Consider the following 25,690-nt stretch of genomic DNA (forward strand, 5'->3'; position numbering starts at 1 on the left):
CTTGGGTTGCTCTAGAACCATGAATTTCTGAAAATGCGATCGCTTAAGTGAGAATAGAGAGGTTCAGTTTCAGGGACGAAAAAGGTAAAATAAATTAAAAGCTTACAATCTTCTAACTCGCTGCTATGCCAGTCACTCGCCAAGCTCTTAAGCAAGACCTTGACCAACTAACCAATGATCAACTTCAGCAAGTTGCTGACTTCATTGCTTTTCTCAAGTTCCAAGATAAACGCCGCCAGACCATTCTCGATCCTAGTCAACTTGTTTCCCTTGCGACTGATTTCGCCGAGGAAGACCGTATCTTTGCCGAAGCTGGAATGGATGATTATGCGGCGATGCTTGCTCAGGAAGAGCATCAATGACTGAACAGCTTAAACGTGGGGAAGTTTGGTTAGCAAACCTCAATCCTGCTCAAGGTTCTGAGCAGGCAGGCATTCGTCCTATCATTATTTTCCAAAATGATATTGTTTCTCAATTTTCCACAACAACCATTGCTATTCCCCTAACGACAAACCAACGCCGTGCTTCATTACCAATCTGTCTGTTGATTAGACAGGGAGATGGCGGTTTATCGCAGGATTCAGTCGCACTTTGTTTTCAAATTAGAGTGCTAGATAAGACCCGTTTAATTCAGCGGTTAGGACTACTTAGGACTGAAACAATAGCTCAACTAGAAGATGTTGTGTTGATAACATTAGGATACCAACTATAAGGATAGTACGATCACCGCTCTTGTCGGGTGCAAAAACCCGCAGGTAACGCATCAATAATATCTTTGAGGCTCATCCCAATAATTTTCTCTAGCTTGGGGAATTTCTATGAAGAGCCGGTAGGCGTTAGGCTGTATTTGTTTTGACATCAACGCCCCGTATTGTTCTCGGTAAAACCCCACACCCCACACCCCACACCCCACACCCCACGAAAAACTTTTTGGGCAAACCCTAATTATTGCCCCCCCAATAGCCATCGTTGCCCCTTGCGAGCAGCGAATGATTAATAATTTCTTTCTAAACGGCAAAACCGATAAAAATTTTCTATCAAAAAACTGGCAAAAATTGGCAAGACGAAAAATGCTGATCAGCTTGGAACAACTGAGATAGAGCATCGTCAATCTGGACATTCAAAATGTCACCAACTTGCCGTGATCCCGGTGCTAATGGTCAGAGGGAGACTTGCATGATTGCAAAATCTAAGTTAGTCTCTCTTAAAAGTCACCTTTAGGTATTTTGACTAAAAAGTAAAGTTGTCTAACTTCTACTCTAGCCTCAAGGCTAATGCTGAAAGCTAGAATCATCGGCTTAATCCACTGGCTCTAGCTAACTCTTTACACCACAGGAGGTCTGTTTGAAAGAGACTTTTATCCACCCCCCCATCACATCCGCTACCCCAGAACAGAATTGCACCGCTGAGTCTAACCGAGTCCGTTACTCAGTTGCTCTGCTGGGATTAGCACTCTCCCTGGGAGTACCTAGCATTCTCAACTCCACCTCAGAATCAGCCCAGGCCGCCAATTCTCTACCCTTGGCATGGGAAGTGATCGACCTGTCCCAAAAAGCCAAGGATGCGGGTAAAAAACTCAAAGAACCGCAGATAATCCAATCCCAAGCACTTGCCACCGTCAAATTCATCGCCACATCAGTAGTTGAGCATCAGGTAAAACCGGGAGAATCCCTGTGGAGTTTAGCCGACACCTATCAAACCACCCCCACAGCGATCGCTACCCGCAATAATCTCTCCCCCCAATCCGATTTGATTATCGGACAAACTTTAAAAATACCCACTCCTGAGCAGTTGCCCTCGGCAGCCCCGGCAGCAACTCCTGAGCAGTTGGATAGTTCCTCTGCTAGTCTCCGTCAAACCCGTCAACGTCTCCAAGAAAGTTTGGCCGCCTTGCGGACCGAGGAAACCCCCCATCAGTCCAATTCTGGGGAAACAGTAATCGTTACTGAAACTACCGCTCTCGTTCCCGATAATTCGCCAACTGGTGTCGAGATTCCCGTTATTGCTCCCGAAGAATCCCCCCGACCAACTGGCCAGGTGATCCCGATTCCCGTTCCCACCCCTGAAAGTGATCGCCCGATAGCCACAATTCCCGTTAATCCTCCCTTGACAAGCAGACCGGAAATTCCCAGCGTTGCCCTACGAAATCCGGCCCCTGTGACTGAAATTCCCCCCATTCCCCATCCTCGCGTCATAGTTCCCCCAGAAAATCAAGTTTATCGGGTTCGGCCCGGGGATACCTTAAACACGATCGCTCGCGCTCTCGGCATCACCCCCGCCGAATTAGCCAGGGAAAACGGCATTGACAACCCCAACCGGATTAAAGTTAATCAAACCCTAGTGGTTCCCGACCGCTCTGCCAACGCTAGAGTTAATCAAAATCTTACCCCCTTGGTCGGCGATCGCCCTAGATTGTCCTTTAACCCCAGCAATCGGCAAAATTTGCCCGCCGCCACCGCCACCACGGGGACAGAAGAATTCCCCGAAAATATCACCGGCAGCTATCGGGAAAGATTGCGCCAAGAGGTGGCTAATCTGCGGGAAACTAACCTTTCGGAAACCCAGAAAAGTATCGCTATTCCCGTCGATAATCCCGCAGAAACTGTCGAGGATCGGCAAATAACCGCTAATCCCCAATGGACTGCCCTTCGTTCGCGTTCTAACCAAAGCACCCCCCCCCAGATTATCGGTTCGGCTCCTACCAATGTGGAAGAATATAATGACCGCCTCCGAATCCCCGTCGGCGAAACCGTAGAACCTTCCCTTCCTCCCCTCGCTAATCCCGATGAGCATTTACCTAACCCCGCCCCTATTTTTACTGGCTTTATCTGGCCCACTAGAGGTGTGTTAACCTCCGGTTTCGGTTGGCGCTGGGGCAGACCTCATCGCGGCATCGATATCGCCGGTCCAGTGGGTACACCAGTTGTGGCGGCGGCCGCCGGTGAAGTAATCGCCTCCGGTTGGAATTCGGGTGGTTATGGCAATCTGGTGAAACTGCGTCACCCCGATGGCAGCGTCACTCTCTATGCCCATAACAGCCGTCTGTTGGTGCGTCGCGGCGAAACTGTTCAGCAAGGCGAGCCAATCGCCCAGATGGGTAGCACCGGCTTTAGCACCGGCCCCCACCTCCATTTCGAGGTTCACCCCTCCGGCCAGGGCGCAGTTAATCCCATCGCTTTCCTGCCAGGCAGACGTTAAAGATGCCCCCAAAGGGAAGAAAAAATCTTCCCTTTTTTGCTCTTGTGCAATTGGGTGATTGTGTGTTATGATTGATAACTGTGTAAACAACGGCTTAGTAGCTCAGTTGGTCAGAGCAGGGGACTCATAAGCCCAAGGTCGGCAGTTCAAATCTGCCCTGAGCCATTTTAGGAAAACCTAAGTGTAGAATTTTAGAAATACAGAATCTTGCTTGAAGATTATCTCGTTCCCCGGTTCTACCTGATCACTGCCCCCCACCAAAGCCTTTTTTTTGATTTCTGGAAATTCGCACCCATAAGTATGGGAAAGGGCTTGACTTAGGCGGCGGTTTGCGTTATGCTTTTCTTATACTGGGAATCTGTGCAAGTTTCTGTGATTGTCAGTATTTCCATTATGAATAAAATCTTTTAAAAATATTATCTCAAAATCTCCCCAGAAAAGCAAGCAAAATTTTGCCAATAATTGTTAAGTTTTGTTAAAAAGAAATGGAGAGATCAGCCTTTATTTTTTCCCTTGCAGTAGGCCAAAACGAATTAAACCCGACTCGTAACCGCGCCGCATTAACCCTAAAGATAAGGCCCCTTGGATAGTAGTGTAACCGCTTGCTAACAAACCAGCGATCGCATCTGTGCTGAGGGCCGAGTCAATCACCACATCCCAAAAGGCCGCCACCGATAGGGACCAATCATCGGTTTTTAGGTCTTGAAAGCCAACTTCACGGGCAATATCGGCGTATTCTGGCAAAGAAATCACATAGGGGAGACAATAAACCCGATAAATCTCGTTTAATAGTTTAATCTCCCCTTCCGTTAAATTACCGGCCAGGGAAGTGGTGGGACGATGACACCAAGTAGCCATCAAAAAAGTCCCCCCGGGCTGCAAAACCCGATAACATTCCCGCAGAAATTGCCTTTTATCGGGCATATGTTCGCCACTTTCCAATGACCAGACCAGATCAAAATTATCGTCAGGAAAAGGGGTTTTTAGGGCATCAGCCACACAAAAACTGACTTGTTCTTCTAAATTGAACTCTTGCGCTCTTTGGCTGGCTCTAGCGGCTTGTACTGGGGAAAGGGTAATCCCCACCGCTTGGCTGTGAAATTTTTCGGCCAGATAAAGACTACTGCCACCAATACCACAACCGACATCAAGAATCTGATTAGCGCCAGTGACATTTCCCCAAGTTAATAATTCTTCTATTAAATCAATTTGTGCCTGACGGCGATCGAGTTTAATCTTGCCGCCGCGACCATAGTAACCATGGTGCATATGTTCGCCCCAAATCCTTTCCCATAGTCCACTAGAGGAGTCATAAAAATCGGCTATTCGTTGATCAAGTTCCATGGTGATTTCCTAGTTAAGAGAGGCGCTCTTGCCAGAGAGCCAAAACACTTACTTAACCCTAACCCGAAACTCTCAACCACGGACAAAACCCTTGAAAGTCTCTCAATGGCTAGGTGGGGTGAAGACCATCAAACCCGACAGCAACCCCGAAAATCGTGTCAGAATAGATCAGTGTAGTCACTGATGATCTTTGAGAAAAATATTTATATGTTAAGACGGGACAGCTACGATTTAATCATTGTCGGGGGCGGTATAGTCGGAACCACCCTAGCGGTGGCTTTAAAAAATACAGGATTAAATATCGCTATGATCGAGGAACGTCCCCTAGAGGTGGCCGCCTCCCGTCGTCAAGCTTATGCCCTCTCGCTGATGTCCAGCCGGATTTTTACAGGCTTGGGTATCTGGGATAAAATCTCGCCCAGTATCGGTAAATTTCGTCATATTCGCCTTTCTGATGCCGATTTTCCGATTTTTGTCCCCTTTGTGGTCGATGAGCTAAAAACCGATTATTTGGGCTATGTGGGCGAACATCAAGTGATTTTAACGGCCCTGCACAAGGCCAGCCAAGATTGCGATCGCATTGACTGGTTATCCCCTGCTAAAGTCTTAGAAGTGGAGTACGGAGGAGAAACAGCCACTGTCACCCTGGAAGAAGCCGGTGAAACCCGAAAAATCACCACAAAATTAGTCATCGGGGCCGATGGAGCTAGATCCGCTATCCGGCAAGGGGCGCAAATTAAAACCAAAGGTTGGAAATATTGGCAATCCTGTGTCGCTTTCACCATTAAACATCAACTCGATCGCAACGATACCGCCTTTGAAAGATTTTGGCCCACCGGTCCGATGGGCATTTTACCGCTCCAGGGTAATCGCTGTCAGATCGTTTGGACAAATCCGCATGGGGAAGCGAAAAAACTGCAAGAAATGCCCGAAGCGGAATTTATCAAGAAATTAGAGGCATATACGGGGGGATTACTGGGAAAACTCGAATTAGTTAGCCCCCGCGCTCTCTTTCCCGTACAGTTAATGCAGAGTGATACTTATGTTAAACCCCGACTGGCTTTAATTGGTGATGCCGCTCACTGTTGTCATCCCGTCGGTGGTCAAGGTTTAAATTTAGGCATTCGCGACGCGGCCGCTTTAGCGCAGGTATTAAAGGAAGCAGCGGAAAAGCAAGAAGATATAGGAGCGCTTTCTACCCTAAAATCCTACGAAAAATGGCGTAGATCGGAGAATTTAGCGATTTTAGGCTTCACGGATTTTCTTGATCGCCTGTTCTCCAATAACTGGCCGCCCATCGTTGTCATCCGTCGTCTAGGATTGGCAATGATGCGCGGTTTCCCCCCGTTGAAATTGTTTGCCCTGCAATTAATGACGGGATTAAAAGGACGTATTCCCCAATTAGCTAGATAGCTGGCCGCTAATTCCTGGAATGGGGGAGAAAGGAAGAAAAAAAAAGCTTGCAAAATGCTGCGATTATCGCTATGATGGTTAAGGTTCAATATCGGGGCGTAGCGCAGCTTGGTAGCGCACTACTTTGGGGTAGTAGGGGTCGTGGGTTCGAATCCCGCCGCTCCGATTGCAGGAAAACAGAGAGTTAGGTAGGGATGCAGCCAATCCCTACTTTGTCCTGTTTACTCGAAATTTTCTTAATTTATCAGCCTTTCTGATCAAGTTAGTTCACCATTAGGATCACTGCTTTAGTCGAAAATGTCTCATCAAATATCAGCTTACGGTTCCTGGAAATCGCCGATTACCTCCGATCTAATTGTGGCAGCATCGATTAGTCTTGGTGGTGTAACTGTAGATGGAGAAGATATTTATTGGTTAGAAGGCAGACCACAGGAAAAGGGGCGAAATGTTTTAGTTAAATTAAACCCCGACGGCACAACCACAGAAATCACCCCAGCACCTTTTAATGTGCGAACTCGTGTCCATGAATACGGGGGAGGTTCCTATCTAATTGTTGCCGGAATTATCTATTTTTGTAATTTTGCCGACCAAAGAATTTATCGCCAAACTGCCGATAGTTTACCCCAACCTCTGACCCCAGAAAATTCCTGTCGTTATGCGGATTTAATTCTCGATAAATTTGGCAATCGTTTAATCTGTATTTGTGAAGATCATAGCCAAAAAGATCGAGAACCAGTTAATAGTATTGTCAGCATCGATGTGGATACGGGAGAAATAAAAACTTTAGTATCTGGCGATGATTTTTATACCTCTCCTCGCTTAACTGCCGATGGTTCTCGATTAGCTTGGATTAGTTGGAATCATCCTAATATGCCCTGGGATAGTTCTTTTCTCTGGGTGGCGGATATTAATAATCTTTATTTAAGTAATATTCGGGTCATTGCTGGTGGTGAAAATGAGTCAGTATGTGAACCGCGCTGGTCTGCCGATCAACAGTTATATTTTACCAGCGATCGCAATGATTTCTGGAACTTTTATTGCTTTAAACACGATGAACAAATAGAAGCAGTTCTCGAACGGATCGAGGCTGAATTTGCCTATCCTCATTGGGTTTTTGGTTTATCTAACTACGGCTTCGCCGGGGAATCCCAGATTATTTGTAGCTATACAAAAGATGGTCGTTGGCATTTAGGGAGTATCGATACTGTTAATCGAGAATTCCAAGAAATTATTACTGCTGATACTAACATTTCTTCCCTACAAGTTAGCGATAACAAAATAGTTTTTATTGGCGGTTCTTTCAGGGAAGTAACGGCGGTTGTCTCAATGGATTTAGCCACAGGAACTAGAGAAATTCTCAAATCTTCCAGTAATTTAACCATTTCTAGCGATTATTTCTCGATTCCGGAAATGCTCGCTTTTCCCACCAGTCAGGGACTAACGGCCTATGCTTGGTATTATCCCCCCAAAAACCCCGATTATACCGCCCCCAATGGCGAATTACCGCCCCTTTTAGTCAAAAGTCACGGTGGACCGACGGCCGCGGCTACCTCTAGTTTAAGTCTAAGGGTGCAATACTGGACCAGTCGCGGCTTTGGCTATCTAGATGTCAATTATGGCGGTAGTACGGGTTATGGTCGTCAATATCGTCAGCGTTTGCAGGGAAATTGGGGAATTGTCGATGTGGAAGACTGCATCAACGGGGCAAAATATTTGGTTAATCAGGGATTAGTCGATGGGGAAAGATTGGCAATTTCTGGAGGCAGCGCCGGGGGTTATACAACTTTAGCAGCCCTAACTTTTCATGATACTTTTAAAGCAGGAGCTAGTTATTACGGAGTTAGTGATTTAGAGGTTTTAGCCACCGATACCCATAAATTCGAGTCGAGATATTTAGATAAATTGGTGGGACGTTATCCCGAAGAAAAGGAAATTTACTATCAGCGCTCGCCTATTCATTTTACCGCTCAGTTATCTTGTCCGGTGATCTTTTTCCAAGGTTTAGAAGACCGAGTGGTTCCACCCAATCAAGCGGAAATGATGGTAGAAGCTTTAAAAGTAAAAGGTTTACCCGTCGCTTACGTTCCCTTTGCCGGAGAACAACATGGATTTCGTCAAGCTGAATCGATAAAACGAGCATTAGATGCAGAATTTTATTTTTATTCCCGTCTCTTTGGTTTTACTCCTGCCGACAATTTAGAACCCGTAGAAATTAAGTAGTCGTGCCAAGTTAATTTACTAGGTCAGTAATCGGTGAACAGGAGATCTAGACCTAATATTATCTAAAGACTAAAAGTCTTTCTAGTTAGGGCTTGCTGAAAATTACTGTAAGCCTTACTAGAAAACGGTTTTGAGACTTTTTTAGCCAAAAAAGTGCCAGAAACAAACGTTGAGAAATCGATCCGAGGGACTCAAAATCCTTGCACTTTCATTTGACTCCCGACGACCGACTCCTAACCCCACCAACAAACTTTTTCAGCAAACCCTAATTAATTGGCAAGAGTTCTATTAAATCCTCTAATCTTTTTAAACTCCCCGACGCTGAATTTTTCTTGCCCCGATTCGATACTTTATTGATTGCGAATAACTTTCTCATTATCAATTTCCCTCCCAGATTTTTAAATAGGCATTTTCCATATTTTGGGCGAATTTTTTCCCTTGCCAGAGGGGGGCTGTGTCACGATTTCCTAACAGTTGATGACTGATGTCTTGACGAAAGGCACGATCGAGTCCTAATTTTACTCCCCAGTCGATATATTCTGCCTCATTCCATCCAATTCCGGCTTCAATACCAGCATTAATCATAAAAGTATAACTATTGCGGGCGGAAAATTGTTCTCCTACCAGTGTAACTAAAGGGATTCCTTGCCATAAAACTTCTAAGGTGGTGGTAGCGCCATTGTAGGGATAGGTATCTAAAACCACATCGGCAATCCGTAAATTAGCGCGATGGGTATATTCATCTATATCTCTCGGTAAAAACCGCAATCTTTGGGGATTAACTCCCTCCCGAATCGCTATTTCAGTAAATAATTCTTGAATTTTTTCAGTCTTACCGACTCCCTTAATCAGAAAATAACTATTAGGCACTTGTGCGAGAATTTTCATCTGAAGTTTAATAGTATCAGGATGGCGTTTAATGCCACTTTGTACGGAAAAATAGATGGTAGCATCGGGGGGAATTTCTAAATCTTCTCGACGGAGATTGGGAGTGCCGATTTCAAAACCATCCACTGCTAAATATGTCTCTGGTAAACGATAGATTTTTTCTCGATAATATTCCTCCGCTTGCTGGGGTAAAACGTAGGGATCGGCGATATAGTAATCTATAGTTGCTAATCCAGAAGCATCCCAACCTAACCAAGTCACTTGTTTTGCTGCGGGTTTCAGGGCGATAATCTGATTGGTGAGATTATGGGTTAAACTATCTAAATCTACTAGAATATCTATCTGATCCTGTTGAATTTGTTGGGCAACTTCTAGGGGATTTTGAGCGTAGGGAAAATGACGGATAATATCTCGGCTATCCCGGAACCATTGACGGGTAATTTCATCTTCTTCTTGGTTAATAGTATAGATGGCTATTTGCAATTTTTCTCGATCATGATGGTGAATTAACCAACGACTTAACCAACCGACAGAATGATGTTTTAAGGTACTAGCAAGATAACCAATCGTTAGTTTTTCTGGAGCTTTTTTGCTTGTAACTAAAGGAGTTTTTAAACTATTATTATCAAGGAAAATTTCGGCGACGCGATTAGTTAATTGTCGGTTGGCTAAGGCTCGATCGCCTAGGTAGGGTAGGGGACTAGAAACATTGAGAAAGCTAGTTTTAATAATCGGTTCTAGAGTAATATTTTTCCGACGGGTTAATTCCTGTAATAAATTCTGATATTCTTGATACATATGATCAATTTCTTGCCAAACTCCCCAGCGCAAAAGTATTAACAAAATTAGATAATTACTGTATAACTTTAGGGTTGGGGTTAGACAAATTTCTCGCAATTGATAGGCAGTTATTAAAGAATTATCAAAGTCTTCGGCTAAAATATAGAGGTTAACCAATTGTTCCAAAAGACTCAGATCATTTGGTCTTAATTGCAGACAAAGTTTAATAATTTCCACTCCAAAAGCGGGACTTTGTTGCTCGTTGGTGACTCGTGCTGCTATCTGAAAAGCTTGCGGGATAAAACTATCAGCTAATTCCCCTAGGTAAGGTAAACTTGCTTGAGCTAAGTCTAAAGTTAATTCATGGGGATATAAAAGACTTTTGAGAACTACATTTAAAAGCAATTCTCGATTAGGATTATATCTGAGATTCTCTTGAATAGGATAATTAAGTAGTTCTCCCGGATCGAATATTTCTAAATCTAAAGCTAAGTCGAATAAAGCTAATAAATTATTAATTGACTTGGGAACAATTTCCTGTAGATGATAGCGAAAATATTCTACGGCTGCCAGATCACCTTTTCTTTGTTGTCGTCGCGCTTCTGCGTCTAAAACCGCTTCTAATTCTGCTTGCCATTGCTTAACTTCTTCCAGATTACCTTCCCTTAAAACATTTTGCCACATCACCTGTGCCTCTGCTGCTAAATTTTGCAGAAGATAGGCAACTCCCAAGTACCAATAGTCAGAAACATTTTCAGGATTGTTATCGATTAGTTCCTCGTAGATTGCCGCAACTTGAGGATAATCTTCGGCAATTAAAGCTTGATAAGCGTCAGGATGCCAATTCATAAATTTAAATATCAATTATTATTTTTTTTGAGATAATTTATTCAGAAAATCTTGATGTTCTTGACTGGCTAAACCTTGCTGTAAAACTGTCAAAACCTGTCCCAAGTTACCCGCTAATAAAGCATTAACATCTAACCAAAGACCGGGGAAAACCTGCGAGTAAATTATCCCTCGACTATCGGGTTCAAGTTTAATATATGCTCCAGCATTTAATCGGAACCAATCTAATTGACGTTCATAAACTCGCCAAACAAGATATTCTTGCACTTGATTACGACGATAAACTCGCCATTTATTGTGGAGATCATAGGAAGCAGTAGAAGCGGCGATTTCTACGATTAATTCCGGCGCACCTTCGATATAATCATCGTCACTAATAGTTGATTGTCCAGCAATTTTAATTCTTAGTAAAGCATCTGGTTGTACTTCATTATCTGCATCCAGACGCACAGTAGTATTATCCGCAGACATCACCCCAATTGTGGCGGCTTTATAGACCCCTAACCAAGTTAAAATATCAGAATGAGGTTCTCCATGACTCCGCACTCGCACAGGAGAAGACATATAAACTATTCCTTCAATTAATTCGGCTTTTTTTACTTCAGAAAGGTTCTGATAACGACGCTCAAATTCCTGGCGACTTAGTTGATCACCATTTTCCAAAGGAGGGGTTTTAGGGAGAGAATAAATAGGTTCAGAAGTGATCATTTTATTTGCCCCGAACAACAGTAGATTTATCCTCCCCTAGTCCAGTGAAAAGGTGACAGTTAGGGAAGAAAGCTCAAAAAGAATTGACTCATAACTGGAAACTGTCAACTTAAAACTTACATCTGGTAACTGGTAACTGATAACTGATAACTGAAATTAAACCACTTTAGCGATGGCTGCTTCTAGCTTATCCATAGCCTCATCTACTTCTGTTTCCGAGACAATTAAAGGAGGTACAAAACGGAGGACTTTCGGACCTGCGGGAGCAATTAATAAACCCTCGGCCAAGGCTGCATTAACAATAGTAGATGAAACTAACTCACTTTCTGAATTAATTTCCAGACCATTAATTAAACCCCAACCGCGCACATCAACAAATAGATGGGGATATTGAGAAGCAATCACGCGTAAACGGGCCCGTAATTGTTCCCCTCGCTGCTGGACATTTTCGAGAAGATGATCCCGTTCAATGGTTTGTAATACTGTTAAAGCTGAGGCACAAGCGAAAGGATTACCTCCAAAGGTACTCGCATGACTACCCGGTTCAAACACATCACAGAATTTTCTGCACATCATCGCACCGATGGGAATACCACCCGCTAAACCCTTAGCAGAAGTGAAAATATCCGGTTCCACTCCTAAATTCTCATAACCCCAGAGTTTACCAGTTCTTCCGACTCCCACCTGTACTTCATCAAAGACAAGCAAAATGTTATTTTCGTCGCAAATTTGCCGTAAACGTTGGAAATATTCGATATCCCCTGGACGAACTCCCCCTTCACCCTGCAAGGGTTCCAACATAATCGCAGCCACCCGACGATTACCCTCATCGAGATCAGCGATCGCATTTTCCACCGCTTCGATATCATTATAGGGAATATAGGCAAACCCCGGCATCAGGGGTTCAAAGTCTTTTTGATACTTCGGTTGACCGGTTGCGGTGATGGTAGCTAAAGTCCGACCGTGAAAACTAGCGTGAGCGGTTAAAATCACTGGCTGTTCGAGGAAATCTAGCACCGTATGGGCATATTTTCGTACTAATTTAATCGCCGCTTCGTTCGCTTCCGCACCAGAATTACAGAAAAAGACTTTATCAGCGCAGGAATGATCGACAATCCATTTAGCTAGTTCCCCTTGTTCGGGAATATAGTATAAATTCGAGACATGATGGAGTTTTTGGATTTGCTGGCTAACCATTTCAATTAAAGCAGGGTGCGCGTGACCGAGGGTACAGGTGGCAATTCCCGCGACAAAATCAAGGTATTGTTTCCCGGAAGTATCCCAGAGGAGACAGCCTAACCCTTTGGCGATCGCAATGGGAAAGCGACCATAAGTATTCATCACATAGCTGTTAAAACTATCTCGATCGAAGGGTTGATTCGGGTTTAAATTGGGAGTGGGATCAACTAAGGTTGGTTCTAAAAGGGTTTCTGGACTCACTGGGGAACTCCTGCGCGATTAGACATAGGGGAAATTATAATCAAATCCGTCTGAGAAGGACGGGTTATTTAGATTAAAAACTGATTTCATTGTAAGTTACTAGACAGTGTTAGGGGTGAATTTTGCTTGTCCATCAGTGAAGATAAATATCGTCGTCTGCGTCAGGAATTAATCGGGGGAATTTTTGCCCTGATCGTGGTATTTTTGCTGGGTACGCTTTGGTATCATCTGATCGAGGGTTGGACTTTGCTAGATTCGGCCTATATGACGATTAGTACCCTCGCTACCGTCGGTTTTGGCGAAATTAATCCCCTAGGTGAACGGGGACGACTGTTTACAATGGTTTTGATTATCATGGGAGTAGTCAGCATCGGTTATATTGTTAATCGCTTGACCGAAGCTTTAATTCAAGGCTATTTTCAAGAGGGACTCAAACAGAGACAGGAGAAACGCTTGATCGATCGACTATCAGAACACTATATCATCTGTGGTTTGGGTCGCACGGGGAGACAGGTGGCGATCGAATTTTACGCGGAAAATATTCCTTTTGTAGTTATTGATACAGACCCCCTACAGGTAAATCGGGCCAAAGAATTAAATTATATTGTTGTTCAAGGAGATGCTACCTTAGATAAATCTTTACAAATGGCAGGAATCGAACGCGCTATTTGTATTGTGGCCGCTTTAACTTCCGATGCGGAGAATTTATATACAGTTTTGTCTGCTAAAACTCTTAATCCGAAAATCCGCGCCATTGCTAGGGCCAGTACCGAGGAAGCAGTACAAAAATTACAACGGGCCGGGGCCGATGCGGTAGTATCTCCCTATATTACCGGCGGTAGAAGATTAGCGGCCGCGGCCCTACGACCGCAGGTGATGGATTTTGTTGATGGGATTTTAACCGGAACTGATCGATCATTTTATATGGAAGAATTTTTAATCGATCCGCGGACTTGTCCCTGTGTCGGTTTAAGTCTTAGTCAAGCACATTTAAGATCTCGATCGGGGGCCTTAGTTTTGGCTATACGTCGCGCCGATGGTACGCTAATTGGGGGACCGACTGGAGATACGGAATTAATGGCCGGGGATCTGTTAATTTGTATGGGAACGGCCGAACAATTACGCAGTTTAACTCAGATTTTAATCCCTATGCGATCGGATGGTTTACGTTTACCGAAGCATTAGTTAAAGAATCGATAAAAAATCGGCTGGTAGCATTGCGGGAACAGGGGAAGCGGCAAAATCTCTTAGGTTTCGCGTTATGATTATTTCTAGCTTTTCCGATTCAGCAACGGCACTGGTAACGGCATCTTCAAAATCTTTCATTTGACTTGCCAATGCTTGCCTAATTATTGCGTCTGTCACCCTAGCAACTTGCAAATTCTCTAGAAGAATTATAACCAACTTTCTTGAGCTTTCCCTTCCGTTTTGTTTAGACAAAATATAATAAATATTAGTGACGGCATGACCATAAATATATCCTTGAGTTTTACCTGTTTTAACTGTATTTAATGCTTGTACAGATGCTGGAAAATGTGGTTCACGCTTACCCAAAACATCTAGCAATACATCACTATCGAATAAGACTCGTTTCACCGATACTTCTCCACTAAATAATCAATATACGATTCTTTTGGGTCTTCTGATCCTAAATCAACAACCCCCACTAAGTCTCTTGTCCAAGGATCAAGATCGCTTAAGTCATCTGTTAGGGAATGAGAGGTAGTTTCTGAGGATACATTCTTAGGATTAAATCGCTCTTGAATTCTTAAAATTATTAAACTACTATAAGCTCTCAGTTGGGTGACTAAATCGGATGTTTCAGTATCTTGGAAATATTCGGTTATAGTACGATTAGAAACCGATAGAGCATTTTTAGCTCCCTGGTAAATTTGCTCTAGTTCTGAATCGGCAAACATATCAATAAACACATCTATCGTTTCCGAGAGAATGCGTGAACCTTCCACCACTCTGATTAAATCGGCTTTTTCTTCACCAGTCTTTCCCTCATTGATCTGAGCAAGGCCGATAAATAATTTAGCATAGGCAGTTACTCTATCGGTAAATTCATTGATAATCTCAATCAAATTTATTGCCGAACCCTCATTCTTATATTGTTCCCATACCTGAAACCATAATTCATCAATTTGACAAAATATATCGGCTCTTACTTGATAAGTTTTAGAGTTATCCTTAACTTGCTCAAATAAAATTTGAGTTTCTTGTAGTAAATTATCCAGTATTATCCGATCAGAATCGGTGACAATTTGATCGAGTTTATCTGTAATATCTTGCAGATTTTCTAACAAAAATTGTCCTAAATTTTCCCGTTCGACTGAAGTTTGCCGACTATTCATCGTATTTACCTCTCCTAAGACTGACGATCAAACAGAAATGAGTAGTCAAAATAATCAGCCCTCAACTTCCATTGTAACGATTTTAGGGTCTAAAGGGGTGATTATAGTTACTATAGCCTCTGAGGGAGATCGGGAGAGATCAGGCAGTAGCATTAATTTTTGTCAGCCTTTGATCCTATTTAGATAATTTGTACTATAATACTTTGTTAAAAGTTTAACCTTATATTGAAGTATCTGGTAAAAAAATGTCAAGTAGTAAAACTGGTATTGAATGGACGGATAAAACTTGGAATCCCACCACTGGTTGTACAAAGGTGAGTCCGGGGTGTCGTCATTGCTATGCAGAAGCAATAACAATGCGTTTTCCAGGAAGTTTTCCCACGGGTTTTAATTTTACTATTCATCGAGAAAGACTAGAACAGCCGAAAAAATGGCGCACACCGAGTCGAATTTTCGTCAATTCGATGAGTGATCTTTTTCATGAAGATTTAGACTTTGGCTATTTACAGGAAATCTTTGCGGTGATGCGAGACACTCCTTGGCATATTTATCAAATTTTGACTAAGCGTCCTCAAAAACTAGCAACTTTAGCAGATAAACTGGAATGGTCGGAAAATATCTGGATGGGTGTCTCTGTAGAAAGTCAGCAATATACCCATAGAATTGAGGCTTTAAAAACAGTACCAGCCAAAGTACGTTTTCTTTCCTGTGAACCTCTTTTAGGACCACTAAATCTGGATTTATCGCTGATTGATTGGGTTATTGTTGGCGGTGAATCAGGCTATCAACATCGTCCCATAGAGCCAGATTGGGTTAGGGAAATTTTGGCTCAAACCAGAGAATCTAAAGTTGCTTTTTTCTTTAAGCAGTGGGGTGGTAACTATTCCAAAGCTGGTGGTAGAATGCTTGATGAGCGTATTTGGGATGAAATGCCTGTGGCTTGGAACGAACACAATGCTAAATGGACAATCAGAGCAGGTTCCTCCCTAAAAAAACTCTCAAAAAATAAACAACAAGATAATTTATTAACATTGACCTAAACAAAGTTATCGATATGAGTCAACGAGGGCAAGAAGGCGAAGATATTATTGGTAAATGGTCTGAGGATAAGTTAGATTTACTCGCTCAGTATCTCAATGCTTATTCTGTGATCATGAATAATCAAAAAACTCCCAAGAATCCCAGAAAAAAACCTTGGCTTAAAGCTTATTACTATATAGACGCTTTTGCTGGTTCCGTGAGACCAACAGCGAAGGAAGATGAACAACGATATATTGAAGGTTCTCCCCTGCGTGCTTTGAGAACAGAACCACCATTTGATGGTTACTGGTTTATTGATACTTCCCCTCAACGAACCGAACGTTTAGAACGTTTATGTGAGGAGTTTTCTGTCCGTGAAATTCATGTCTGTCGCGGTAACTGTAATGAGATTTTATGTAACGATATTATACCCAATTTACTGCTCAAGAAAAAATTTACTCAACGAGCTTTTGTTTTTTTAGATCCCTATGGATTACAAGTAGATTGGGAAACTATTATCAAATTAGCAGAAACTAAAGCTTGCGATATTTTTATTAACTTTTCGTTGATGGGCGTTACTCGGCTTTTGCCAAAGGATCAAGAACCAAAAACAGAGGCATTAGAACGGTTGAATAAAGTAATGGGTAACGTAGATTGGCTAGAGCAAATTTACCAACCACCACAAAATATTCAATTAAATTTGTTTGATAATCAAGAACCTAATGCCAGTCGTGACAAAATCTCTGCCGATAGATTAGCAGATTTATATACAGAAAGATTAAAAACACTTTTTCCCTACGTTAGCAACCCAGTTATCATGAAAAATTCTAAGAATGCCGCTTTATATACTTTGTGTTTAGCCAGCCACCGTGAAGCTGCTATAAAAATTACTAACGATATTTTTAAACGTTACGAAAAACTAAAATTACAAGGATAATTTTTGGTTTTTATATTTCAAGTCAAACTCGCTCAAACTTGAGTAGTCAAAATCATCAGCCCGCAACCTCCATTGTAACGATTTTCGGGACTAAATCCTGTTGAAAAGGTATAGGAGAGTGGGAATTATGAATTATCAATTATAAATTATCAATTATCAATTATGAATTATCAAGTGGGGAGAGCCGAGAGGGGAGAAAAAAGCTGACTCGGAGAATACTGACTCCTGACTCCGAGACTACTGGCTCCTTACTCCTCAACCTAACGTCTGTCAGGAATTGATATCAATTATCAATTATGAAGTGGGGAGAGCCGAGAAGGGAGAAGGGAGATGGGAGAAAAAAGCTGACTCGGAGAATACTGACTCCTGACTCCGAGACTGCTGACTCCGTACTCCTCAATCTAACGTCTATGAGCAATTGAGAAATTGGGGATGAGATGTTAGTACAATCGGGGAATAGTAAAGGAAAAACCCCTATTGCTCATGAGTCCAAATCCCAATTCTTCCTCGCGATCACTACAACCGCTGCCGGTTCCCTCCATCCCGATGCCTCCCTCGGAGTTAATCAAGGGAACCGCACCAGAGATAAATCAAGAAATGAGCCAACAGGTGGCGACACCGACCAAAAATGTGCGTAATATGCAGCAAAATGGTCAAATATCGCCACCACGTTCTCCCCAAAGTCGCGCTTCCAATCAACCCACCTTAGAGCATTTGGTTCGGATTGCCTTTGAGCGGGGTTATTCGGACGTTCACCTGGGGGTTGGAGAACAACCCCGGATGCGGGATCGTGGCGAAATGATTATTCTCGACTATCCTGAAATTGACATCAACACTTTTTATAGTTGGTTACGCGAAATCCTCGGTGAAGAAGAAATCCTTCGCTTTAAAAAAGACCTAGAATTTGACGGTGCGACTCAGTACGAATTCGCTAGGGTGCGGATTAACATCTTTGAAAGTCTGCGCGGTCCTGGGATGGTTTTGCGTCTGATTCCCATGAAAATCCCCACTATGGAACAATTGCGCTTACCGATGGTCTTCCGGAATGTGTGCGATGTGCAGAAGGGATTGATTTTAATCACTGGTCCGACGGGTTCAGGAAAATCCACCACCCTAGCAGCCATGATCGATTACATCAATAAAGAACACCCCAAACATATTATCACCATCGAAGACCCGATCGAATTTGTCCATCAAAGTCGTCGCAGTTTGATCAAACAACGGGAAGTGGGAATACACACCCATGAGTTCGATAATGCCCTAAAAGCCTGTTTGCGGGAAGACCCAGATATTATTCTGGTGGGGGAGATGCGGGACAAAGCCACCGTTAATACTGCCCTGAAAGCTGCCCAAACCGGTCACTTAGTCCTGGGAACCCTGCACACCAACAGCGCTGTAAAAACCCTTGACCGGATTTTAACTCTTTATGGCGCCGAGGAACGGGAATCGCCGCGGGTGGCGATCGCAGAATCTTTAGTTTGTATTATCTCCCAGGGTTTATGTCGCACCACCGACGGTAAACGGACCGCTTTTTACGATATTCTCGTCAATACAGAGGCCGTCAAAGATTACATTCGCAACGGCAAAAATGACGAAATTATCGAATTAATGAAAGACGGCGAATACCACGGCATGATTACCACTAATCAATCCCTGTTTAGCCTCTATCAAGAGGGACGGATTACCGAGGGGGTAGCCATGGCCATGTCCCCGGTCCCCAATGAACTGGCGATGATGCTGCGGGGTAGAATCTAGAAAAACCCTGAAGGAAATTCTTCAGGGATCAAGAGTTTAGTAGGCTAGAAAAATAGAAGCTCCTACTTATTCTCTAGGGGAACCCCTCAAGTGACTACTTCCGCGATTGTGTTGCCCGATATTTTTAAAGGCATCGCCCTGTTTACCCCCGGGGGCGATCTAATTTACTGTATCGATCCTGATAAACAAACTCATTGGCATCTGAATCTCTGCGCTGCTCTCCAGTCCGCTTTAGGGTTGTCAGAACCCCCCCATTTTTTAGTTCCTAGTTTTACTGCTACCATCGATCGCTGGCGAGATCCCTACAGTCACCGTATTCATACTAGAGCCGAAGTCTATCCCCTTGTCCGTCGCTATCAGCCTTTATTAAATGCTATTTTCGCCACGGACGATCAAGCTTGGTTTACTGTACCTTGGCAGGAACAATCCTCTAATCCCACTATCTTAGAAACCTATCGTCAGCAGTTTCCCCAACTTTGGCAATCCCACGATCTGATTCTCCGTTATCAGGAGCTTCCCGCGGCTACTCCGGTGATTGGTGCTGACTCCGACTATACTAACCCTAGTCCCAAGGGTTATGTTTTGCGGTTATTTGTCTCCGGCAATAATGCCAATACTAAACACACCCTAGAATCGATCCATCAGCTTCTGGAACGAGAATTACACCATCCCTATACCCTGAAAGTGATCGATATCTCTAAACATCCAGAACAAGCAGAATCTAATCATGTCTCTGCTATTCCCACTTTAGTCCGGGTTTGGCCGCAACCGGTGAAACGCATCATCGGCGAATTTGAGGATTTACCGCGAGTATTACAGATTATCGCCACAGCTTAGGGTTTAAAGACTTCTGACTCGATTCCTCGCCACCATTCGCCCAATTTCATTAAGTCTTGCTGAATATCATCCAATTCTTGGATGTATTCCTGTTGGGAAAGACTGGTGCGACGTTCTTGCAGTTTTTTGAGACGCAATTGCACCAACAGCCAAGGCTTAGAAATACCGTTAGTTTCTTCAATATAGCGAGCGATATCTTGACTATCCATAGTTTTTTACTGTTATTATCCCATATTTTGTCAAATTAACCCAAGAATCCTTTTTTTAGTTGCAGAAGATTATGTTTGATTTTAGCCACTATTACCCCTACGCCGAATTAGTTTCTTTCCTGAAAAACCTAGCTTCATCCTATCCTAATTTAATTAGCCTCACCTCGATCGGTAAAAGCTACGAAAATCGAGATATCTGGTTAACTACCCTAACAAATCAAGCCACAGGCCCCTATTTAGAAAAACCTGCCTATTGGATCGATGCTAACACCCATGCGGGGGAAGTAACAGGCTCTGCCGTCGCTCTCTACACTATCTCTCATCTTTTGCGCCAATACGGTCATAATTCCCAAATTACCAGACTTCTTGACCATTACACTGTCTATATTTTGCCGCGATTAGCCGTGGATGGAGCGGAAAAATATCTCACTACTCCCTATCTGTTACGATCGAGTATTCGCCCCTATCCCCACACGGATGAGAAACCGGGGCTATATCCTGAAGATATTAACGGCGATGGTTTAATCTTACAAATGCGCCAAAAAGATACCTGTGGAGCTTGGAAAATTTCCGAACAAGATCCTCGCATTATGGTGCGTCGCGAACCGGAGGAATTTGAAGGAACTTTTTACACTTTGCTCACCGAAGGTTTAATCCGTGATTACGATGGCTATAATTTTACCACTGCCCCCACCCTAGAGGGTTTAGATTTTAACCGCAATTATCCTGTTTATTGGGTTCCTGAAGGGGAACAACAGGGTGCTGGAGATTTTCCCTTTTCGGAGCCAGAAACCCGTGCAGAAGCCGAATTTTGGGCAAATAACACCAATATTAATGGCTTCGTTACCTATCATACCTATTCAGCAGTGATGTTGCGTCCCTATAGCACCCATCCCGATGAATATTTCCCCGTGGAAGACTTAGAAATGTATAAATATATTGCTGATAAGGGAAAAGCAATGACTGGTTATGAATGCGTTTCTGTCTATCACGATTTTCGTTATCATCCCAAAGAAGTGACTAACGGTGCCATGGATGATTACGGTTATGATCATTTTGGTTGGTATGGTTTTACGGTGGAGTTATGGGATGCACCCACCCAAGCAGGAGTAAAAAAAGATGATTATGTTCAATGGTTTCGCTGGCATCCTTTTGAAGATGAATTGAAATTACAGCGTTGGAATGATGAGAATTTAGCGGGAAAGGGTTTTATTAATTGGCAAAGTTTTCATCATCCCCAATTGGGAGAGGTGGAAATTGGCGGTTGGGACTTTAAAAATGTCTGGCAAAATGCCCCAGAAAAGTATTTACCAGATTTATGTGAGAAACAATGTCAGTTTACTATTGCCCATGCTTTAATGTCACCTCTTTTAGCTATCTCTCGTCTTGATCTTAAGTCGGAGGGCAATGGTATTTATCATCTGGTTTTACAGTTAGAAAATCAGGGATTCTTACCCACTTATACCAGCAAAAAAGCACTGGAAAGAAAGATAGTTCGTCCCATTCAAGTCAAGTTAAATTTAGCCGATGAGGTGAGTTTAATAGTGGGAAAATTAGATCAAGAAATCGGTCACTTAGAAGGACGATCAAATAAAGTATATAGTAGTCTTGCTCACGGTTTAGATTATCGCCGTACGGTGGAATGGGTGATTAAGGGAGTTTCTGGTCAAGAAATCGAGATTATTGCTATAGCTGAAAGAGCCGGAACAGTCAGACAAAAAGTAATTTTATAGAGCTATTTGGTTCGATAAAATTGTTAAATAAGTCTCGTTAGATTCCGTGGGTAAAACTCGCAATTTTTGGCTACGAAGATCTGGTTCTAATCCCAAAGCTTCTAAAGGAATTACTCCTAATAAATTGTTTTGACCTCCGGGTAATTCCAAACATTCAAAAGTCCCTTCCCGTCCCGCAATAATCAAGGTGGCATCGCGAAAAATTCTCGCTTTTCCTATCCCTTTAGCCGTAGCCACATCTACTTCTTTTAAAAGCTGTAAACCCAAGCGGGAGACTACTTCCGGCACTAGACAAAGAGTAGTTGCCCCCGTATCCACCAAGACATTTTCTAGGGTAAGAGAGCGAATTTGTTCCGGCGCGATCATACCATACTCCGCACGAATTTGATCGGCGCGATTGATCACTGTAATGGTGGTGTAGATTTTGCCCAGATCTTCTGCAATAATTACTGGCTCAACCATAATATTACCCTCAATTCTACCTCTAATTATACCAGAATAATTGCCAACAAAATTGTCTAGTAATTTTAATTATTAATCCTGCCATCCGGCATAATTGCACCGCGGAAGTTAACTCCCATCAGATTAGCACTCATTAACTCAGCACCAGTTAGATTAGCATTACTTAAATCAGCACCGGTGAGATTTGCTCTAGCAAAGAAAGCATCGACTAAATCCGCTTCCCTAAGATTAACTCCTGAAAGATTAGCCCTTCTTAAGTCAGCATGATTCATTCTTGCCGCTTGAAAATTAGCTTGACTAAGATTAGCTCGATCGAGTTTTATTTGAGTCATAATTGTACTATGGAAATTTGCACCCATTGCCTCCGTATCGCTCATTTTTGACCGCACTAAATTGGCTCCCGCTAGATTTGCTCCCACTAAACACGCCCCGATTAAATTAGCATCAGTGAGTAAAGCACCTTGGAGATTAGCATTAGTTAAATCCGCTTTTCTGAGGTCAACATCACACAAATTAGCCTCCTTGAAATTGGCTCCTACTAGATTAGCTCGCACCAGATTAACCCCTTTCATATTAGCCCCTTGCAGGTCGGCGCGATAGAGATTAGCCGCTTGTAAATTAGTGTTACAATTTTTATTTTGCCGACGCATATTTGTTCCCCGCAAACAAGCACCAGTGAGGTTAGCACTACTTAAATCAGCCCCGCGTAAATCCGCCCCGCTCAAGTTAGCATCAAGTAGAATAGCTAGGGTTATATCAGTATCACGAAGATTAGCCCCTTGTAGCATCGCTCCGTGTAAATTGGCACTGCGTAAATCTGCCCCATTTAAGTCAGCTTGGTTGAGACTAGCACCGCTTAAATTAGCTGTCACAAGATTAGCTTGAGCGAGATTAGCCCGGTTAAGATAGGTAAAGAGAAGATTGGATCCGTGTAGATCTGCTTCATTTAAAACAATGCCAATTAAGTCAGCACCAACTAAATTAACTCTAGGTAATTTTAAGCCACTAAATTGAGTTTCTCCCGCGGCATAACGTGCAATTAATTCGTTGGGTTTCATAGGTAGAATATCCAGATAAATTGGGGTAAAAAATTAGAGAATTCTTTGTAAAGCTTGCAACAGAATACCGGCGGTTTGAACATTAGCATCCTTATCCATTTGGTTGTGAGCAATATTGTATAGTTGAATTTCGATATCCTTGAGAGATTTCCCGCTTTGGATGAGTTGTTGTAGTAAATCTTCTAGGGTATAACTTCGCAGGGTTAACCAATCTTGACTGCTCTGATCCCAAGGATAAAATAGGAGCGAGAAAATCAATATTTTGGCTCGTAAAGGATTAGCATAATGCAAAATTTCTAAACGAATTTCAAAGGGGTCGTAGGCAGGAATTTGTGGGGAATTACTGGGGTTATTGTTTAAGAAAGCTGGCTCGGCAAAGGGCAATTCCATTCTCGAAGAGGCAAAATCCACAGGTTTACTTCTAGTTCTAGAGGAGGAGAAAGATGCAGTTTTAGCCGAAGAATCACAATCATCATCTAGATGAACCATTTGATCGTTAAAGGTTTGACTTTTTGACTCATTATCCTCTTCTTTGTAATCGTTATTAGTATTGTAGAGAGGCTCTAGCTGGGTAAGAATAATATCGGCTAGGGCTAGGTAGAGAGCTTTTTTATTAATATTTTCGGCAATTTGGTTGAGAGTTTGTCGCAAGCTTAAAAAATCAGGATTGTTTTGCCGAAGTTCTAAAACAATATTTTTTAAGCCATAATTATTAATCACTGATCGATCATTTTCCCAACGATTTTTACAGGCGGCAAACATTAATTTTTGCATTCTCTCTGTCTCTAGATGATTTTCTAGGCTACTAACCACCTGTCTTAAGGAATTATCTTCCTCGTTGTTGACAGCATTATTAACAGCAGTAAACCTAGGGTTAACTGCTGGTTCTAATGGTGATAATTGGGTGTCATAGGCGGCAGCAATACCACTATATAATTTACTGATTTGCTCAATAATAACCGTGGCTACTCCCGCATAAACTTCAGGACGATTTAGGCTTTTAACTAACTTATAAACAGAAAAAGTTAATTGTTCCTTACTGGTTTTGAGTTGCACTAACTCCTTCACCAAGTCTTCCATAGCCACACCGTCTAAAATATTAGGATCATTTTCCCAATATTTTTTACAGATACAAAAGATTAATTTCTTGATCCGTAATTTTTCTTCGTGGCTGTCGAGATAGCGAACTACCTCATTAAAAACGTCCATGGATAATTGCATAGTAACCTCTGATCCGAGAAAGGAGTTAGCCCTCGCACCCCTACTATAGCGGTATGCTATTGGCCTCTCGCAAGTTAGCTTATAGGAATATATTATGTTATTCCCAGCTTTTGGAGCTTGAAAATATCCTAACCTAAAAGCGTGGAGCTATTGAGTTCGGTTTGCTACATCTGGTCCCTAAAATTAGCAAAAGATTATTTTTTCGCCTTTCTCGTTTTTAGTACAAATGTTCGAGCAAAATCGGAGTAAAGTCTTTAAGTTTAGGCGATCGATGCCCGATAGGGTTAGAGTAATCAGGGAGAAACTGATTTATCGAGAGGCCATATCATCCTATGCTAGAACTCTACCAATTTGAATTATCTGCCTATTGTGAGAAAGTCCGTCTCATCCTTGACTATAAAGGACTTGCCTATAAAAAAAGGGACGTGGTGCCGGGGGTGGGACAATTAGAATTATTCCGTCTTTCTGGACAGCGACAGGTTCCCGTCCTCAAGGATGGTGATACTTATATCGCCGACTCGACGGAGATTGCTTTTTATCTCGATCGCAAGTATCCTGAAAAACCAATTATCCCCACAGATCCCCTACAACGGGGTCAATGTTTATTAATCGAAGAATGGGCCGATGAATCCCTGGGATTAAAAGGAAGAACCGCTTTTCTCGGCGCTTTTGCCCAAAATCAAAACTTTCGTACCGCTTTTTTACCCCGGGAAACTCCCGATTTTATGCGCTTGTTGCTGGGTTCCTTGCCGGGGGAATTAATTGATATTTTGGGGACGGGTGTAGGTCTGGGAAAAGATGCTATCAATACCGCGAAAAAAGGGCTACAACAGGACTTAGAAGCTTTAAACCTCATTTTAGCCAATCGTCCCTATTTAGTCGGGGATCAGCCTACTTTAGCCGATTTAGCCGTGGCGGGATTAAGTGTACTGCTTCAGTTTCCCCAGGGTTCCTATCTCAACTTACCCAGGGAATTGCAAGGCAAGGGAATCCCGGGGTTAGCCGATAATAGCGCCTACGAGGGCTTTTTTGTCTGGCGCGACCGTCTTTATAGTCAATACCGTCAAACTATTACCCCTGGCAATTCTACCCCTCCTATAGATTCCCCCACCTCCATCCAGATCGAATAGCAGAGCTTGACTAGGCTGGTGGGGTGTGGGAATTATGAATTATGAATTATGAATTATGAATTAGGGAGTGGGGAGCACCGGAGTGGGGAGAATAAATAAAATAATCTCCTGTCGACCGACTCCTAACTCCT

General features: G+C 42.8%; 22 protein-coding genes and 2 tRNA genes. 14 read left to right on the plus strand and 10 right to left on the minus strand.

Features of this window, described 5'->3' with window-relative positions; all coding sequences use genetic code 11:
• Positions 1–125 precede the first annotated feature (125 nt).
• The 4 genes from IM473_RS11115 (at position 126) to IM473_RS11130 (ending at position 3,363) form a co-directional block, all read left to right on the plus strand.
• Positions 126–362, plus strand: a complete 237-nt coding sequence (locus IM473_RS11115; protein WP_287659419.1) for a hypothetical protein — start codon at positions 126–128, stop codon at positions 360–362.
• Positions 359–712, plus strand: coding sequence for a type II toxin-antitoxin system PemK/MazF family toxin (locus tag IM473_RS11120; RefSeq protein WP_287659420.1), 354 nt, complete (start codon positions 359–361; stop codon positions 710–712). The genes IM473_RS11115 and IM473_RS11120 overlap by 4 nt, the downstream gene beginning before the upstream one ends.
• A gap of 659 nt (positions 713–1,371) precedes the next feature.
• Positions 1,372–3,198: a peptidoglycan DD-metalloendopeptidase family protein gene (locus IM473_RS11125; protein ID WP_287659482.1), complete on the plus strand. Its 1,827-nt coding sequence runs from the start codon at positions 1,372–1,374 to the stop codon at positions 3,196–3,198.
• Between the two features lie 91 nt (positions 3,199–3,289).
• A tRNA-Met gene (locus tag IM473_RS11130) sits at positions 3,290–3,363 on the plus strand.
• 336 nt (positions 3,364–3,699) lie between these two features.
• On the opposite strand, the gene IM473_RS11135 is transcribed toward IM473_RS11130, so the two are convergent.
• The gene (locus tag IM473_RS11135; protein WP_287659422.1) at positions 3,700–4,542 is read right to left on the minus strand and encodes a methyltransferase domain-containing protein; all 843 of its coding nucleotides are present in this window, start codon (positions 4,540–4,542) and stop codon (positions 3,700–3,702) included.
• 207 nt (positions 4,543–4,749) lie between these two features.
• Between IM473_RS11135 and IM473_RS11140 the strand changes: the two genes are divergently transcribed.
• From IM473_RS11140 to IM473_RS11150, 3 genes are all read left to right on the plus strand, one after another.
• Positions 4,750–5,955 (plus strand): FAD-dependent hydroxylase, encoded by a 1,206-nt coding sequence (locus IM473_RS11140; RefSeq protein ID WP_287659424.1) that lies wholly within the window; start codon positions 4,750–4,752, stop codon positions 5,953–5,955.
• Positions 5,956–6,047: 92 nt separating this feature from the next.
• A tRNA-Pro gene (locus IM473_RS11145) sits at positions 6,048–6,121 on the plus strand.
• 131 nt (positions 6,122–6,252) lie between these two features.
• Positions 6,253–8,175 (plus strand): S9 family peptidase, encoded by a 1,923-nt coding sequence (locus IM473_RS11150; RefSeq protein WP_287659426.1) that lies wholly within the window; start codon positions 6,253–6,255, stop codon positions 8,173–8,175.
• 378 nt (positions 8,176–8,553) lie between these two features.
• Here the strand turns inward: IM473_RS11150 and IM473_RS11155 are convergent, their stop codons facing one another.
• From IM473_RS11155 to IM473_RS11165, 3 genes are all read right to left on the minus strand, one after another.
• Entirely contained in the window at positions 8,554–10,692 is a 2,139-nt protein-coding gene (locus tag IM473_RS11155) for an O-linked N-acetylglucosamine transferase, SPINDLY family protein (protein ID WP_287659427.1), read from the minus strand.
• An 18-nt stretch (positions 10,693–10,710) separates the two neighbouring features.
• Positions 10,711–11,400 (minus strand): Uma2 family endonuclease, encoded by a 690-nt coding sequence (locus IM473_RS11160; protein ID WP_287659428.1) that lies wholly within the window; start codon positions 11,398–11,400, stop codon positions 10,711–10,713.
• A gap of 156 nt (positions 11,401–11,556) precedes the next feature.
• Positions 11,557–12,840, minus strand: coding sequence for an aspartate aminotransferase family protein (locus IM473_RS11165; RefSeq protein ID WP_287659429.1), 1,284 nt, complete (start codon positions 12,838–12,840; stop codon positions 11,557–11,559).
• 126 nt (positions 12,841–12,966) lie between these two features.
• Here IM473_RS11165 and IM473_RS11170 point away from each other — a divergent pair, with 126 nt between their 5' ends.
• On the plus strand, positions 12,967–14,025 hold the full coding sequence (locus IM473_RS11170; RefSeq protein WP_287659432.1) for a potassium channel family protein: 1,059 nt from the start codon (positions 12,967–12,969) through the stop codon (positions 14,023–14,025).
• On the opposite strand, the gene IM473_RS11175 is transcribed toward IM473_RS11170, so the two are convergent.
• Both IM473_RS11175 and IM473_RS11180 read right to left on the minus strand, forming a co-directional pair.
• On the minus strand, positions 14,026–14,436 hold the full coding sequence (locus IM473_RS11175) for a PIN domain-containing protein (RefSeq protein ID WP_287659433.1): 411 nt from the start codon (positions 14,434–14,436) through the stop codon (positions 14,026–14,028).
• Positions 14,433–15,197: a hypothetical protein gene (locus tag IM473_RS11180; RefSeq protein ID WP_287659434.1), complete on the minus strand. Its 765-nt coding sequence runs from the start codon at positions 15,195–15,197 to the stop codon at positions 14,433–14,435. Before IM473_RS11180 ends, IM473_RS11175 begins: the two co-directional genes overlap by 4 nt.
• A gap of 245 nt (positions 15,198–15,442) precedes the next feature.
• Here IM473_RS11180 and IM473_RS11185 point away from each other — a divergent pair, with 245 nt between their 5' ends.
• From IM473_RS11185 to IM473_RS11200, 4 genes are all read left to right on the plus strand, one after another.
• A complete protein-coding gene (locus IM473_RS11185) occupies positions 15,443–16,237 on the plus strand; it encodes a DUF5131 family protein (RefSeq protein ID WP_287659436.1) in 795 nt (264 codons plus the stop codon).
• Positions 16,238–16,251: 14 nt separating this feature from the next.
• The gene (locus IM473_RS11190; RefSeq protein WP_287659438.1) at positions 16,252–17,154 is read left to right on the plus strand and encodes a three-Cys-motif partner protein TcmP; all 903 of its coding nucleotides are present in this window, start codon (positions 16,252–16,254) and stop codon (positions 17,152–17,154) included.
• Positions 17,155–17,637: 483 nt separating this feature from the next.
• A complete protein-coding gene (locus IM473_RS11195; protein WP_287659439.1) occupies positions 17,638–18,909 on the plus strand; it encodes a type IV pilus twitching motility protein PilT in 1,272 nt (423 codons plus the stop codon).
• Positions 18,910–18,999: 90 nt separating this feature from the next.
• Entirely contained in the window at positions 19,000–19,746 is a 747-nt protein-coding gene (locus IM473_RS11200; RefSeq protein WP_287659440.1) for a circadian clock KaiB family protein, read from the plus strand.
• On the opposite strand, the gene IM473_RS11205 is transcribed toward IM473_RS11200, so the two are convergent.
• Complete coding sequence (locus IM473_RS11205) at positions 19,743–19,955, minus strand: hypothetical protein (protein WP_287077952.1); 213 nt, start codon at positions 19,953–19,955, stop codon at positions 19,743–19,745. The genes IM473_RS11200 and IM473_RS11205 overlap by 4 nt on opposite strands.
• A 71-nt stretch (positions 19,956–20,026) precedes the next feature.
• Here IM473_RS11205 and IM473_RS11210 point away from each other — a divergent pair, with 71 nt between their 5' ends.
• A complete protein-coding gene (locus tag IM473_RS11210) occupies positions 20,027–21,688 on the plus strand; it encodes a M14 family metallopeptidase (RefSeq protein ID WP_287659442.1) in 1,662 nt (553 codons plus the stop codon).
• On the opposite strand, the gene IM473_RS11215 is transcribed toward IM473_RS11210, so the two are convergent.
• The 3 genes from IM473_RS11215 to IM473_RS11225 all read right to left on the minus strand — a co-directional run bounded on the left by IM473_RS11215 (position 21,683) and on the right by IM473_RS11225 (position 24,429).
• Positions 21,683–22,150: a retroviral-like aspartic protease family protein gene (locus tag IM473_RS11215; RefSeq protein ID WP_287659444.1), complete on the minus strand. Its 468-nt coding sequence runs from the start codon at positions 22,148–22,150 to the stop codon at positions 21,683–21,685. The two genes, IM473_RS11210 and IM473_RS11215, sit on opposite strands and share 6 nt — an antisense overlap.
• Positions 22,151–22,215: 65 nt before the next feature.
• On the minus strand, positions 22,216–23,208 hold the full coding sequence (locus IM473_RS11220) for a pentapeptide repeat-containing protein (RefSeq protein ID WP_287659446.1): 993 nt from the start codon (positions 23,206–23,208) through the stop codon (positions 22,216–22,218).
• A gap of 33 nt (positions 23,209–23,241) precedes the next feature.
• The gene (locus tag IM473_RS11225) at positions 23,242–24,429 is read right to left on the minus strand and encodes a hypothetical protein (RefSeq protein WP_287659448.1); all 1,188 of its coding nucleotides are present in this window, start codon (positions 24,427–24,429) and stop codon (positions 23,242–23,244) included.
• Between the two features lie 332 nt (positions 24,430–24,761).
• Here IM473_RS11225 and IM473_RS11230 point away from each other — a divergent pair, with 332 nt between their 5' ends.
• Positions 24,762–25,559 (plus strand): glutathione S-transferase, encoded by a 798-nt coding sequence (locus IM473_RS11230; RefSeq protein ID WP_287659450.1) that lies wholly within the window; start codon positions 24,762–24,764, stop codon positions 25,557–25,559.
• The last annotated feature ends 131 nt before the right edge of the window (positions 25,560–25,690 follow it).

Origin of the sequence: Microcystis sp. M015S2, from assembly GCF_020245945.1 — a bacterium.
Classification (GTDB): Bacteria; Cyanobacteriota; Cyanobacteriia; order Cyanobacteriales; family Microcystaceae; genus Microcystis.